This is a genomic window from Streptosporangium sp. NPDC087985 (assembly GCF_044741965.1).
Lineage (GTDB): Bacteria > Actinomycetota > Actinomycetes > Streptosporangiales > Streptosporangiaceae > Streptosporangium.
On the sequence record NZ_JBIUTQ010000006.1, the window covers coordinates 200,750 to 213,744 of the forward strand.

General features: G+C 70.6%; 15 protein-coding genes. 9 read left to right on the top strand and 6 right to left on the bottom strand.

The features are described 5' to 3' along the window. Positions 1 to 51: 51 nt before the first annotated feature. The 3 genes from ACIN94_RS15650 (at position 52) to ACIN94_RS15660 (ending at position 3,585) form a co-directional block, all read left to right on the top strand. Positions 52 to 1,707 (top strand): FUSC family protein, encoded by a 1,656-nt coding sequence (locus tag ACIN94_RS15650; RefSeq protein WP_400705601.1) that lies wholly within the window; start codon positions 52 to 54, stop codon positions 1,705 to 1,707. Between the two features lie 13 nt (positions 1,708 to 1,720). Then, positions 1,721 to 2,224 (top strand): MarR family winged helix-turn-helix transcriptional regulator, encoded by a 504-nt coding sequence (locus tag ACIN94_RS15655; RefSeq protein WP_400705604.1) that lies wholly within the window; start codon positions 1,721 to 1,723, stop codon positions 2,222 to 2,224. A gap of 80 nt (positions 2,225 to 2,304) precedes the next feature. Continuing rightward, complete coding sequence (locus tag ACIN94_RS15660; RefSeq protein WP_400705607.1) at positions 2,305 to 3,585, top strand: FAD-binding protein; 1,281 nt, start codon at positions 2,305 to 2,307, stop codon at positions 3,583 to 3,585. Positions 3,586 to 3,645: 60 nt separating this feature from the next. Here the strand turns inward: ACIN94_RS15660 and ACIN94_RS15665 are convergent, their stop codons facing one another. From ACIN94_RS15665 to ACIN94_RS15675, 3 genes are all read right to left on the bottom strand, one after another. Beyond that, positions 3,646 to 5,712 (bottom strand): multicopper oxidase family protein, encoded by a 2,067-nt coding sequence (locus ACIN94_RS15665; protein WP_400705610.1) that lies wholly within the window; start codon positions 5,710 to 5,712, stop codon positions 3,646 to 3,648. Continuing rightward, on the bottom strand, positions 5,709 to 6,173 hold the full coding sequence (locus ACIN94_RS15670; protein WP_400705613.1) for a DUF6220 domain-containing protein: 465 nt from the start codon (positions 6,171 to 6,173) through the stop codon (positions 5,709 to 5,711). The genes ACIN94_RS15665 and ACIN94_RS15670 overlap by 4 nt, the downstream gene beginning before the upstream one ends. A gap of 712 nt (positions 6,174 to 6,885) precedes the next feature. Continuing rightward, positions 6,886 to 7,194, bottom strand: a complete 309-nt coding sequence (locus tag ACIN94_RS15675; RefSeq protein ID WP_343970830.1) for a MiAMP1 family antimicrobial peptide — start codon at positions 7,192 to 7,194, stop codon at positions 6,886 to 6,888. 261 nt (positions 7,195 to 7,455) lie between these two features. Here ACIN94_RS15675 and ACIN94_RS15680 point away from each other — a divergent pair, with 261 nt between their 5' ends. The 4 genes from ACIN94_RS15680 (at position 7,456) to ACIN94_RS15695 (ending at position 9,393) form a co-directional block, all read left to right on the top strand. Beyond that, on the top strand, positions 7,456 to 7,845 hold the full coding sequence (locus tag ACIN94_RS15680; RefSeq protein ID WP_400705616.1) for a TraR/DksA family transcriptional regulator: 390 nt from the start codon (positions 7,456 to 7,458) through the stop codon (positions 7,843 to 7,845). Positions 7,846 to 7,956: 111 nt separating this feature from the next. Further along, positions 7,957 to 8,154, top strand: coding sequence for a hypothetical protein (locus ACIN94_RS15685; protein ID WP_400705619.1), 198 nt, complete (start codon positions 7,957 to 7,959; stop codon positions 8,152 to 8,154). Positions 8,155 to 8,252: 98 nt separating this feature from the next. Further along, positions 8,253 to 9,161: a type II CAAX prenyl endopeptidase Rce1 family protein gene (locus tag ACIN94_RS15690; RefSeq protein ID WP_400705622.1), complete on the top strand. Its 909-nt coding sequence runs from the start codon at positions 8,253 to 8,255 to the stop codon at positions 9,159 to 9,161. 91 nt (positions 9,162 to 9,252) lie between these two features. Beyond that, positions 9,253 to 9,393: a hypothetical protein gene (locus ACIN94_RS15695; RefSeq protein ID WP_400705625.1), complete on the top strand. Its 141-nt coding sequence runs from the start codon at positions 9,253 to 9,255 to the stop codon at positions 9,391 to 9,393. A 149-nt stretch (positions 9,394 to 9,542) separates the two neighbouring features. On the opposite strand, the gene ACIN94_RS15700 is transcribed toward ACIN94_RS15695, so the two are convergent. Further along, positions 9,543 to 9,890 (bottom strand): hypothetical protein, encoded by a 348-nt coding sequence (locus ACIN94_RS15700; protein WP_400705628.1) that lies wholly within the window; start codon positions 9,888 to 9,890, stop codon positions 9,543 to 9,545. Further along, a complete protein-coding gene (locus tag ACIN94_RS15705; protein ID WP_400705631.1) occupies positions 9,887 to 10,489 on the bottom strand; it encodes a tol-pal system YbgF family protein in 603 nt (200 codons plus the stop codon). Before ACIN94_RS15705 ends, ACIN94_RS15700 begins: the two co-directional genes overlap by 4 nt. On the opposite strand from ACIN94_RS15705, the gene ACIN94_RS15710 reads away from it, so the two are divergent. After that, a complete protein-coding gene (locus ACIN94_RS15710) occupies positions 10,488 to 10,814 on the top strand; it encodes a hypothetical protein (RefSeq protein ID WP_400705634.1) in 327 nt (108 codons plus the stop codon). The two genes, ACIN94_RS15705 and ACIN94_RS15710, sit on opposite strands and share 2 nt — an antisense overlap. Before the next feature lie 41 nt (positions 10,815 to 10,855). Here ACIN94_RS15710 and ACIN94_RS15715 read toward each other — a convergent pair whose 3' ends face one another. Further along, complete coding sequence (locus ACIN94_RS15715; protein WP_400705636.1) at positions 10,856 to 11,137, bottom strand: hypothetical protein; 282 nt, start codon at positions 11,135 to 11,137, stop codon at positions 10,856 to 10,858. A gap of 144 nt (positions 11,138 to 11,281) precedes the next feature. On the opposite strand from ACIN94_RS15715, the gene ACIN94_RS15720 reads away from it, so the two are divergent. After that, complete coding sequence (locus tag ACIN94_RS15720; RefSeq protein ID WP_400705639.1) at positions 11,282 to 12,913, top strand: serine/threonine-protein kinase; 1,632 nt, start codon at positions 11,282 to 11,284, stop codon at positions 12,911 to 12,913. Positions 12,914 to 12,995: the final 82 nt, after the last annotated feature.

The window sequence follows — 12,995 nt, forward strand, 5'->3', positions numbered from 1 at the left end:
ACCTTATATACTTTATAGGTAAAATACTTGCTAACCATATGAGCGGGGGCCATGGGCGGGCGATCAGGCATGCGCGTGCGGCGGCTTCCGCTGGAGGGAGTGTTCAGGCTCGGCCGGTTCGGCGACATCTGGCACAAGCACGCGCTCAGCGCGGTCATCGCCCTGGCGATCCCCGATCTGATCCTCCTCGCGCTGGACCGCCTGGACCTGGCGGTCTACACCTCCGCCGGGGCGATGTGCGCCCTGTACGCGCACGGCCTGCCGTACGCGGCGCGAGCGCGCACCCTGCTCCGGGTGGTGCTCGGCATGATCGCCGGGGTGGGAGTGGCGCTCACCGCGGCCGGCCTCACCCGTTCCACAGCGATCCTGATCATCGTGTCCGCGGTGCTGGCCGCCCTGCACAAGGTAGTCTGCGACGCCACCCGGATCGGCCCGCCCGGAAACCTGATCTTCACCTTCATGGCCGCGACGTGTGCCTTCATGCCTCAGCGGCTCGGCGAGGTGCCCTTCCACCTGGCACTCGCGGTAGCGGGCGGGGCCCTCGCGTGGCTGGTCTGCATGGCCCCGGCGATCATCCGGCCCGAAGGTCCCCAGCGCATCGCCGTCGCCCGCGCCCTGGAGGCGGTCGCGCGGCTCCCGCACGCGGACGCCGCCACCGCGCCCCGCACCCGCCATGGCGCCGCCGCGGCGGTGAACGCCGCCTGGCGCACCCTCCTCCTGGTGTCCGCGAGCCCGGACCGGAGCGCTCTGGAGCGCCTTCTGGTGCACGCGGAGGAGACCCTCGCGACCGGGTCCACCGTGGAAGCCGACCGGCTCGCCTCCTGGGCCCGGGACCTGCGCCGCAACCGGCCGGTGCCCGAGACCTGTCTCACCGAGGCCGAAGCCGCCGAGCTGACGGGCATCGCGATCGAACGGGCCACCCGGACCGGGGAGCCGAGCGTCCTCCGGGCGTTTCACCCGGCCTCCCCGCTGTTCCCGATCGGGATCCGCGTCGCCGTCGGCTCCGCTCTCGCCGGGTTGACCTCGATGGCACTCGGAGTCGGCCACCCCTACTGGGCGGTCGTGATGGCCGCCTCCGTCTTCCAGGCCAACGCCACGCTGTCCTGGCAGCGGGCGCTGCAACGCGCGCTCGGCAGCATCGTCGGACTCCTCGTCTTCACGGCGCTGCTGCCGATCAGTCGCGCCGGGCAGCTCGCGCTGGTGCTCCTCGTGCTGCTCCTCCAGTTCTGCACCGAGGCGCTGATCACCCGTAACTACTGGCTCGGCACCGTGTGCGTGACCCCCATGGCCCTCCTGCTGACCGAGTTCCCCGGCTACCAGCCCGCCGGGCAGTTGATCGCCGACCGCTGGCTGGACACCTGCGTGGGAATCGCGGCGGGACTGCTCGGCTGCCTGCTGGTGACCAACCGCCGTACCGCCGGCCGGATCGACGCCGCCCTCCGCCGGGTGGCCGTCACCCGGGCCGAGGCGGAGCACCTGCTGGAGCTGGGCTCTCCCGGTCCCGTCGACGTCTCCCGGGTCCGCGGGCTGCTCGTCGCCGCACTGGTGGAGCTCCGCGAGGCCATCGAGGTCGCCGCCGGCGAGTGGTGGCAGCGCGCGCTGCCGGAGGAACAGATCGCCCGGGCCGAGCAACAGGGCCACCGGACGCTCGCACGGCTGGCCGATCCCGTCCGGGATAGGGTTTGCTGCGGATCAACCGACGGGTGAGGGAAGCGGGGGCGTGGAGGACATCGTCGCGCAGGTGATACGCCAGTGGCAGCGCATCCACCCGGAGCTGGACACCGCGCCGATGGCCGTGATCGGCCGTCTCAACCGCTGCGGCCTGCTGATCCAGCAGGCCGCCGACGCCCCGCTGCGCGGGCACGGCCTGACCCGGCCCGAGTTCGACATCCTCGGCACGCTGCGACGGCTGGACCAGGAACTCACCCCCAGCCAGATCGCCAGGGAGACCTTCGCCTCCGGGGCCGCCGTCACCAAGCGGCTGCGGTTCCTGGAGGAGCGCGGACTGGTGACCCGCCGCCCCGACGACCGGGACGGGCGGGTCTCCCACCTCTCACTCACCGAGCAGGGCCGTACGATCATCGATCAGATGCTCCCCGAGCAGGTCGGCTACGAAGCGTCGCTACTGGCGGGCCTGGACGCGGAGCGGCAGCGGGAGCTGGCGGGACTCCTCGGTGAGCTGCTCCTCCTGCTGGAAGGACGGCTGGGCACCCGCCAGCTCTGACCGTTGTCCTCCGGACCCGGTGGCGGCTGTCGCCATCGCTCCGCGTACGACCTGCCGCAAGGCGCGGAAAGGACCCCCCAATGAGCGGACGGCAGAAGAACTGGGCAGGCAACATCACGTACGGCGCGGCGCGACTCCACCGCCCCGGAAGCGTGGAACGGCTGCAGGAGGTGGTCGCCGGCAGCAGCGGTCTGCGGGCGCTCGGCACGCGTCACTCCTTCAACGCCATCGCGGACTGCCCCGGCGGTGACCTGGTCTCGCTGGAGAACCTTCCGGACTCGATCGACGTGGACGCCGAGGCGCGCACGGTCACGGTCGGGGCCGGTGTTCGGTACGGCGAGCTGAGCAGGCGGCTGCACCGCGAGGGGTACGCCCTGCGTAACCTCGGCTCGTTGCCGCACATCTCGGTCGCCGGTGCCTGCGCCACGGCCACGCACGGCTCGGGCGACGCCAACGGGAACCTGGCGACCGCGGTGGCGGCCATCGAGATGGTCACCGCCGACGGTGAGATCGCCGTACTCCGCCGCGACCGGGACGGCGACCGCTTCCGCGGGGCGGTGGTCGGGCTCGGCGCGCTGGGGATCGTCACCCGGATCACCCTCGACGTCGTCCCCGCGTTCGACGTGCGGCAGCACGTGTACGAGAACCTCCCGTGGGGCCGCCTGGAAGACCACTTCGAGGAGATCTTCTCCGCCGCGTACAGCGTGAGCCTGTTCACCGGCTGGCGGGGCCCGCGGATCGACCAGGTGTGGCTGAAGCGGCGCGTCGGGGGAGCCGATCCCCGGGAGGCGGAACCGGAGTGGCTGGGCGCCACCCTGGCGACGACCGCGCTGCATCCGCTGCCGGGCATGCCGGCCGTCAACTGCACCGAGCAGCTGGGCGTGCCCGGCCCGTGGTACGAGCGGTTGCCACACTTCCGCCTGGACTTCACGCCCAGCAGCGGGGAGGAACTCCAGTCCGAATACCTGGTGCCGCGCCAGGACGCGCTCGGCGCGCTCCGCGCACTGGACCGCATCAGGGACAGCGTGGCCTCGGTCCTGCAGGTGTCGGAGATCCGGACCGTCGCGGCGGACGATCTGTGGATGAGTCCCTGCTACGGGCAGGGGGCGGTCGCGATCCACTTCACCTGGGAGAAGGACTGGCCGGCGGTCCGCCAGGTGCTCGCCCTGGTCGAGGAGCAACTGGAACCCTTCGAAGCGCGCCCCCACTGGGGCAAGCTCTTCGTCATGGACCCCGAGCGCCTGCGATCCCTCTACGAGCGGCTACCGGACTTCCAGCGGCTGCTCGGCGCCTACGATCCCGCGGGCAAGTTCCGCAACGCGTTCGTCAACGACCACCTCCTCGGCGAGGATCACCGGTGATCGGAAATCCTGGGCGCGGACCCCGGCCCCGGCCGCGGGGCCGACACCCAGGGTTTCCGATCAGCCGCCGTGAGCGCCGTGGAAGGGGGTGGTGACGCCCTGGTAGGCGAGATGGAGGACCATCCCCTGGTCGGCATGGCTGAGGTCGTGGCAGTGGTTCATCCACAGGCCGGGGTTGGCGGCGCGGAAGGCGACCTCCCAGACCTCGCCGGGACGCACGTCGAAGGTGTCCAGCCAGAGCGGGCTGCCGGTCGGCGCGTGCCCGTCGCGGGAGAGCACCAGCACACGATGCCCGTGCAGGTGCCAGGGATGGGTGTCGCGGCCGCGGTTGACGACGGTGAAACGGACGAGATCTCCGTCGCCGACGACCTGGGTGGGGATGGAAGGGAACGCGTGGCCGTTGACGGTGTACGCGTACATCGGCCGGCCGCCGGCGAGCGCCAGGCCGCGGTCGAGCACGAGGGTGAACCGCCGGTCGAAGCGGCTGCCGGCCCCGAACGGCGTGGCGGCCGGCGTGCCGTACCGGGTCAGGTCGAGCTCCGGCCAGCCGGAGGTGTCCTCGGCGGCCACCGTCCCGGCGGCTCCTCCCGGTGTCAGCCGCAGGCCGCTCACCCGGTCGTCCACGTTCAGCAGGACCGCCCGGTCCTGAGGCATGGTGAACGCCAGGTCGTAGCGGCCGCCCGCGGGCAGGCGCAGCCCGGCCCGGTCCAGCTCGCCGGGGCCGTTCAGGTCCTGGCCGTCGACGGCCACCAGCCGGTACGGCGTGCCGGCGAGGGTGAACCGGTGCGGCGTGTTGTCGGTGTTGATCAGGCGTAGCCGTACGGGCGTGCCGGGGGTCGCCGCCTGCTCGATGGTCCGGTCCTGGTCGCCGAGCACGGTCGCGCCCGCGAAGGTGTGCACCGGGAGGGTGAGGTCCACCCCGTCCGTGGCGCGGTCCACCCCCTGCGCGGGAGCCGGCCGCGGGGCGACCACCAGGGTGCCGTAGAGGCCCATCCTGACGCCGCGGTCGGAGACCTCGTGCGTGTGGTACCAGTAGGTGCCCGCCTGGTCGGCCAGGAACCGGTAGGTGAACTCCTGCCCGGGCCGCACGACGTCCTGGGTCATGCCGGGGACCCCGTCCTCCCCGGCGGGCACGTCGTAGCCGTGCCAGTGGATCGTCACACCCGGCTCGATGTCGGCGTTGCGCAGCCGTACCTCGATCAGGTCACCCTCGGTCGCGGTGATCGCCGGACCCGGCACCTGGCCGTCGAAGGTCCACGCTGCGACCCGGCGTCCCGAGGACAGGGTGACGGTGGCGGTGCGGGCGGTCAGTGTGAACCGGCGTACCGTGCCGCCCGGCGCCGGCGCCGAGGGCCCGCGCAGCGCGGTCACGGGACGGCCGTCCACTCCTGGATGTCCGTCGGCCGCGTGCTCGCCTGCCGGGTGTCCGGTGGCGACCTGCTCGGCCACCCCGTGTCCGCCCGCTCCGCCGGCCGCGTGCCCACCTGCCTGATGGTCGCCTGTGACATGCCCGTCTTCCGCCGGCTGGCCGATCGCCGGGCCCCCGCCCGCATCGAACTCCGCCACGGGCACGAAAGCCAGACCCACGCCGGCCAGGCCCACCACGAGGGTCGCCGCGGTGACGGCCCTCGCCCCCGGTACGGGCGCGGGCGCGGAGACGATCCGCCAGGTGACGAGCATGGCCGCACCGACCAGGGCCACCGTGACCAGGCCGGTGCTCCAGGTCGCCGGGTACCCGAACAGGAGCGTGACCACCAGCCCCGCCGCGGCCGCGTAGCCCGCACCCAGCAGCGGCACGACGACGGCGGGCCGCCCCGCGAGGTCCGCCTGACCACCGCGCCGCGCCGCCGCGACCAACCGCGGCCCGGCCGACACGGTCGCGGCGACCCCCGTGACGGCGAGCAGGGGCAGCGCAAGGGTGATCTTCTCCTGGGCGAACCACCAGCCCGAGCCGGCGAGCGCGAACGCGACTCCGGCCCGGGCGAGCGACAGCGGCAGCGCCGCGGCGAGCAGGGCCAGCGCCGTCCGGGGACGCCGGGCGGCCCCCGCCACGCCGGCACCCAGCCAGCTCGCCGCGGTCAGGACCGCCGCGAGCAGGTCGAGGACAATGAGCTGGTTGACCGTCATGGCGTCCGTGCCGCGGAGTCCCTCAGCGGCGCTTCACCGGCTGCGGCGGCTCCGTCCGGAGCCGTCATCAGCGCCCGGGCCCGCCGGAGGACCAGCCCGGCGGTGCCCATCATGGCCATGCCGTTGACCGCGTGCAGGCCGAGGATGGCCAGGCTCGCGGGGGTGGTGTTGCCGGTGCTGTCGTTCAGCGCCCTGCCCAGCACGATGATCAGCACCTGGACGACCAGCAGGCCCAACGGCAGGGCGGTGAGCCCGATCAGCCGCCCGGGTGCCCGCGCCACCGCGGCGGCCACGATGGCCAGCAGCGACAGGACCGGGATGACCATCGTCCCGGTCATGCTGTGCAGCGCGAACGAGCCATCCTCCTGCGGCTTGTCGAACGCGCCGACCGCCGCGAAGTAGAACTGCGCCACTATGGCGAGCAGCAGCAGGCCGGACAGCGCGACGTAGACCTTGCGCACGGTGTACTCCCTTCCTTCTTTTTTCTTCCATCGGATGGACAGTGGCGATGGTCTCCGATGTGCCCTGTCCCGTCGTCCGCCTGCCGGAGGTGAGTCGCCTACCCTCCGGGGAGTACGCCCCGGCGGGGGCACGACCGCCCGGAGTGGTCGCCGGCCGCCGTCCCGGCGCTCTTCCCCGGCAGATGGATGCACGTCCCGATGTTCCCCGCTGGACCGGCCCACGGTCGTCATACGGGGGAGGGCTTCTACGGCTACCACCGGGGGAGCAGGGCGGCACGGATCTACATCACCGGGAGTAGTGCGGCTTCCCTGTCGCCGTAGAAGTGAACGAGAGGCCGCACGCGGGGCGCGTCATTCCCAACTTGCCGGAATGCTGGGGACGGGCGATGAGTTTTGTCGGTGGTGCCGGTCAGTCTTTGCATGACCACAACTTCTTGTGAGACCCAGGGCTGGGATGCCAGCCATGACCCCGTCATGTCCGACAACTCCGGGTGCTGTCCGTGGTCGTGGTCGTCACCGCCCTGCTCCTACCGGCCCGAGCGGACAGCGCCGGTGAGATCGAGGGAGCCGGCCGATGAAACCGGCGTGACGACGGTGCAACCTTCGCTCTCTCACTGAAGTCCGACAGAGAGGGGCCGGTGCAGAACCTGTCGGACTCGGTGAGCGCTGGCAGGAAGGCGGACGGGCCCCGGGCCCGTCCGCCTTCCGAGCTTCAGCACACGATGAAGATGCTCTTCCAGCCGACGGGCGTCCTCTGCTCCGCGTTGCGGTTGGATGGCAGCTCGAAGTGCATCACACCCTGCGTGTCGGGCTGGTTGTACATCCGGCCGCTCTGGCCGTCGCCGTACCACTTGTACGACCCGTGGAAGGGGATGTTGGACGGGCCGCACCGGTCGATGACCACCGACCGGCCGGTGAAGCCCGGCCCTTCGTAGGCCACGTACTGTGAGGCGTAGGCGGCACTGCCCATGACCGCGACCATGGCGGCGGAGATGACGGGGACGAGGGCGATTCGCTTCACGATGATCCTCCCTATGATCTCAATGATCTACCGAGAGTATAAATATGACTACTCTGAGTGAGTGAAACATGCCGCACATGGTCTTGACCGCTCGCCGAAAGTGGAGAAGACCGTGGCGCTGCGGTCGTGGACGCGACCAGTCATTAGCCCCCGGGATCGCAAAAGTGAGGTCATGCTTTTTCCCTTGGACCAGTGCTCCGCCACCAGTCGCCCGAACCGGCCGAAAGGCGGCGAGTAGCCTGGTCAGGAAGGTGAGGGACCATGATGACCGAACACCATCGGGACGCCGCGCTTTCCCCCGTGGAGCGGGTGGCCATGCAAGAACTGCTCGACGACGACCGTCGGAAGACCACGGCCCGGATCGCCATGCTGGGCCGTGACCGGGACGAGATCATCGAATCGTCGGCGCTGACGGCCTCCGACGACGAGCACGACCCCGAGGGAACGTCCACCGCCTTCGAGCGGGCCCACGTCCAGGCCCTCCTCGGCCAGGCACAGGAACGCCTCGCCGATCTGGACCTCGCCGACGAGCGGTTACGCGATGGCACCTACGGGATCTGCGCGAGCTGCGGGCAACGCATCGCGATCGAGCGCCTGATGGTCCTGCCGGCCACCAGGACCTGCGTCACCTGCGCCTCCAGCCAACACTGATCCACGCCGCCGTCATGCACCGCAGCCCTCGGGGGTTGGGGCGCGGCGGCACGGGAGGCCGGTCACTGTGCCGCGTCTGCGCGAGCACCTGATTGGTGAGGCCCGGAAAGTGTGCTGCCCCGAGTTGACGAGCGACTGCCATACCGGGTCGAGGATGACCTGCTCCGGCGGATCGGCTGGGCACGCCAGATGCGCAGCGCGTCGGCCGCCACCTCCGGCTGGAACAGACGGAGCATGAGACTCGCCGGCGGCGCAGGGTTGACGGCCAGGTCCGACCCCGCCCCGGATCAGGGGCTGACCAGGGGCTGACCAGGGTAGGTCCCGATACCCCCGCGCCGCCCCCGCTGAAACGGTGGACGCAGACGGCTCGCAGACCGGCCGCGTCCGATCGCTCCAGAGAGGCCTCCATGACCGCCCGACCACCCAAGCACAGTCGCAGCACACCAGAGCCGAGGACGGCAGGCCTGACCTTCCGGTCGGTCCGCGCTTTCTTCCTCGCCACTTTCGGCCTGTCCTGGGGTGCGGGCGTGCTGTACGTGCTGTTCCAGGAGAAGCTCGACGCTGTCTTCGGGCCCATGGGCTATACCAACCCGCTATTCGTCCTCATCGTCTACACACCCGGGATCGTGGGCGTGTTCATGGTGTGGCGTCACTACGGGATATCGGGCCTGGGCGGCTTCTTCCGTCGCTTCGCGTCGTGGCGGATGTCGCTGTCGTGGTGGCTCGTGCTGCTCGTCGGCATGCCCGCGGTGTTCTACGCCGGAGCCGCGATCAACGGCAACCTCACCGACCCGTTCCCCTTCTCACCGTGGTACGCCCTGCTGCCGGCCCTGCTTCCGATGCTCTTCATCGGCCCCATTGAGGAGCTCGGCTGGCGGGGTGTGGCGCTGCCGCTGCTCCAGCGGCGGTTCTCACCGCTGTGGGCCGGGCTTCTGCTCGGCCTGCTGGTGGCGGTCTGGCACACGCCGTCGTTCCTGCTGAGCGGGACGAAGCAGTCCGCATGGGCGTTCTGGCCGTTCTTCTTCGGCGTCGTGGCGATCAGCGTCATCCTCACGCCGATGTTCAACGCCGCGCGGGGAAGCCTGCTGGTGTCGTTCCTGTTCCACGCGCAGATGAACAACCCGGTCTGGCCCGATGCCCAACCGTGGGACATGTACCTGTTCGTCGCGACGGCAGTCGTGGTGGCCGTGGTGAACCGCAAGGCCCTGCTCGATCGCGGCACGGCGGTGACCGCGATCCTCGCTCCGGGTGACGAGCCCGACGACAATCGAGCGCCGCAGCCCCGTCATCATCTGAGGAGGTCTTCAGCCCTCTAATGATCTTGATGTGGTGTTGACCGTACCAGAATGTCAGGGACGCTGCTGATCGGCCTAGCCGTCCGTCTCGCTCTGACGAGCAAGTCCTAGCGTGACCGTACGTACCCTTGCTCTGCGCTTCCCGCACAACCTGACCGTCGACCTACCCGACCACGGCGGCGTCTCCGAAGCGGCGTTCATCCCCTTCGGTGCCGGCGCGGCACTGCTCCGTGGGAGGAAGGCCCGCCCTTGACGCGCGCGCCGCCGAGAACGCCCTCCGCGTCAGACGGCGGGCACCTCAGTGAACGGCCGGCCGAGGATGGTGAGGAGGCCGGGAAGGGCCAGGGTCTGGTGGGCCTGGGAGAGCCAGATGGGGGTGTTCGGGAAGGCGTTCTCGATGGCTCAGTTCAGCAGGCCCAGGACGCTGCTGGTGTAGTACTCGGCGACGATGTCCGGGGGCAGGGCGCATCCGGCGGCTTCCGCGACCGCGGGCAGTGCGATGACGGTCAGAGGCCACAGCGCACGCGGCCCCCAGCTCAGGGCGCCGTGTGCGGGCAGGAAAGGCAGCTTGATCGTCGTGTCCACCGGCAGCCTGGTCGGGCTGTTCGTGAAGGAGCCGAACTCGTCGCGCCAGGCGGCGAAGTACCGGTACAGGGTGACCCAGGGCGAATGCCTTCTGCCGCGCGGGCCACAGAACGGCCGGATCGCACACGGCTGCGGCACCCGCGCCCGCTGTTCACGGAAATTCAACCGCCCAGGCCGGTCAGGAGGTCGACAACGCGGATGGTGGCGCCGTGCTCCGGGCCATAGATCCTGGTGAGGTCCTCGAACAGACTCGTGAGCGTCGCTCGGGCTCTGTCCACGGCGCCGACGCCGATTTCCAGTTCACCGATCTGGCGGCGCAACTCCAGGAGTCGCGCGTCGTCCTCGGGGAAGCGGCTTCCCTCATCCGCCAGCAGCTCACGCATGATGTGCAGCGCGAGCTCGGGATCACCGGCGTGGACGTGGCAGATGGCTTCTTGCAGCCTGCACTGGGACACCCGTTCGTGGTCGGGCTCCGGTCGCAGGAGCAGGTCATCGGCGATCCGCCGGAACTCCTGGGCCGCGCGACGGTAGTCCTGACCCGTGAGCAGGACGTCCGCGAGCTGCCCGCGCAGATCGATCACTTCCGTGTCGGCGGCGCCGAGCTTCCGGCTCGCCGCCACGGCGACCCTCGCGAGCACGCCTGCCGCATCGCCGTAACGCGACTCCCTGACCAGTGACACCGCCTGCCTGCGGGCACGCCCGACGACGGCTGAGGTGGGGCAGACGATGAACGAGTACCGGGAGCACGTTCCGATCGGCCCCATGGATCAGTTCATCGTCGCGGTGAACCCCCGCTCCATGGTGAGTGTGGGAATCGCGATCCGTGGAGTGCAGCTGCTGATCCGCCCGGGCGCAGACGGAGCCGACAGCGCCCTCGCCGAAGCGGCCGTGAACGGCAGGATCGACCTGCGGTTCGAGCGAGTCGTCATTGGTTCGGGAGACGGGTACTTCGCCGACCTGGCCGCCTGGCTGGCGGCAGCGGGACTGCACGTGACCGTGGTCAGCCGCCCCGCCTCGCTGAACTGGCGCCTTTACACCGCCACCAGCGACATCACCTACCTTCCTCCGGCGCTGGCCCTGGCCGCCTGACATCCAAGAATCCCCATGACGTGTCCATCTCACCCGCCGCGTCACCATCGCGAGTTCTCCGGTCTGGCGGTCGCGCTGATCGCCGTCCTGGCCCTCCGAGCGGGATGCCTCGGTGACATCGCCGTCGGCGCCTCGGGGGGCTCGTCGCCCGGTACGGCGGAGTCCCGCCCGACCGCGACCATGCCGGTGCGGGCCGAGCACCGGAAGCCGGAGTCGGCGTTGAGGAGGTCCAGGCATCGGCTGAGGCGGGGCTTCACGCTGCTCCTGAGCGCGCGGGCGGGAACCGTCGCGAGCACCGCCTCGTACCGGACTCTCTCGAACACGAACGGATCGATGTCTGTGAAGTCGCCGTAACCGGCCTCGCCACGGTGGTCCGTTGCTTCCTCGGCCGTCGCCCTGATAAAGGACCATGGTGGGTCGGGTCTCGCATCGCTAGGGTGAAGAGATCGCCGCGTATGGAGGAGCCGATGCCCGCTGGCCCGTTGGAGCCGGGAGATCCGCGCGTGCTGGGGGAGTTCGAGGTCGTCGGGCGTCTGGGCGAGGGCGGGCAGGGGATCGTCTACGAAGGGTGGAGCCGGTCCGGCGAGCGGGTGGCGATCAAAGTACTTCGCAGTGGCTCGGATCCCGCCACGCGCCGCCGGTTGGCCAGGGAGTTGCAGTCGGCACTGCGGGTGGCTCCCTTCTGCACGGCCCGGGTGCTGGCGGCAGAGACCGACCGGCCGGACCCTTACGTCGTGAGCGAGTTCATCGCGGGTCCCGCACTGCAGGATCGGGTGCGTGGCGAGGGGCCCCTTCGTGGGGGCGACCTCGATCGCCTGGCGGTCGCCACGGCTACCGCGCTCGCCGCCATCCACAGTGCGGGAGTCATCCATCGGGATTTCAAACCGGCCAACGTGCTGCTCGGTCCGGACGGCCCACGGGTGGTCGACTTCGGCATCGCCCAGTTGCTCGACGCGAGCACGATGCCCTCGGCGCTGTCCGGCACCCCGCCGTATATGGCTCCCGAGCAGCTCAAAGGCGTGCACGGATCGCCCGCGGCCGACGTGTTCTCCTGGGCCGCAACCATGGTCTACGCCGCTACCGGCCGGGCGCCGTTCGGCAGCGACACCGTTGCCGCGGTCTTCAACCGGATCCTCAATGCCGAGCCCGACCTCACGGACATTCCGTCGCCCCTGCGGGAGACGCTGGCCGTCTGCCTGGCCAAGGATCCCGGGGTACGCCCCTCCGCCCGGGCGCTCATGATCCGCCTGGTCGACCCCGGAACCGCGACCGTCACGGTCCCCGACGTCGGTCCGGTGCCCACCGCCTACCTTCCCGCTGACTGGAGCGACCAGGGGGATCAGGTTCCGGTCGCGGCCGGTCCCGGGCCGACCAGACTGCTTCCAACCGATTCGTCCGGAGCGCAGAGTCCGGCCGGACCCGCGTACGGCCCGGCCCCCACCCGCCAGCTCGGCCGTTCCGATACGGCGGTGCGGGAAACGGTGCCGCAGCATGGTGCGCCGGTGCCCCGACGGGGACGGAGGCCTGCCGTACTGATCGCGATCACCGGCATCGCCGCGGCGCTCGCGACGGCGGTGACGCTGTACGCGACGGGGACGCTCGGTGGCTCCTCCGGTGACGGCGACGGCGCTGCGAAGCCGGAGGCCGTTACCGGTAGCGGCAGGGACTCCGGATCACGCACGGTCGCAGACGGGCAACCGGCTTCCCCGCCACTGTCGACGCCGCAGTCGACACCACCACCGTCGACATCACCGTCGACGCCGCCCTCGGCCCAGCCGGGAGGCGGAGTACCGGAGGCGTTCGCCGGGACGTGGGCGGGCCAGGTCGTCTCACAGGACGACAGGAAGAAGACCGTCGACGTCACGCTCACCCTGCTGAGTGACCAGCCGGCCGGGACGTGGCGGACCGATGCGTGCGAGCAGCAGGTCATGCTGACCGGGGTCAGGACCGGGAACGTGCTCGACCTGACCCGCATGCAGCGGAATCAGTGTGTGGGAGGAGACATGACCCTCACCCTGAGAGACCCGGCGACGCTGGACTTCGTGGGCCAGGAGGGCGCCGGCGCGCTGGAGTATCGCGGGAGCCTGAGCCGGTCCTGACACGGGACCGGCACAGGCACGTGACATCCTCCCCGGCCTGAAGGACTCCGTTGCTTGCCTATCTCCGGTCGACGTCCAGCGT

What these genes read in the sequence shown, in the direction of transcription:
- ACIN94_RS15710 (WP_400705634.1), top strand. Translation starts at nt 10,488, where the DNA reads ATGGATCAGTTCATCGTCGCGGTGAACCCCCGCTCCATGGTGAGTGTG.
- ACIN94_RS15665 (WP_400705610.1), bottom strand. Translation starts at nt 5,712, where the DNA reads ATGACGGTCAACCAGCTCATTGTCCTCGACCTGCTCGCGGCGGTCCTG.
- ACIN94_RS15690 (WP_400705622.1), top strand. Translation starts at nt 8,253, where the DNA reads ATGACCGCCCGACCACCCAAGCACAGTCGCAGCACACCAGAGCCGAGG.
- ACIN94_RS15720 (WP_400705639.1), top strand. Translation starts at nt 11,282, where the DNA reads ATGCCCGCTGGCCCGTTGGAGCCGGGAGATCCGCGCGTGCTGGGGGAG.
- ACIN94_RS15660 (WP_400705607.1), top strand. Translation starts at nt 2,305, where the DNA reads ATGAGCGGACGGCAGAAGAACTGGGCAGGCAACATCACGTACGGCGCG.
- ACIN94_RS15680 (WP_400705616.1), top strand. Translation starts at nt 7,456, where the DNA reads ATGATGACCGAACACCATCGGGACGCCGCGCTTTCCCCCGTGGAGCGG.
- ACIN94_RS15705 (WP_400705631.1), bottom strand. Translation starts at nt 10,489, where the DNA reads ATGGGGCCGATCGGAACGTGCTCCCGGTACTCGTTCATCGTCTGCCCC.
- ACIN94_RS15650 (WP_400705601.1), top strand. Translation starts at nt 52, where the DNA reads ATGGGCGGGCGATCAGGCATGCGCGTGCGGCGGCTTCCGCTGGAGGGA.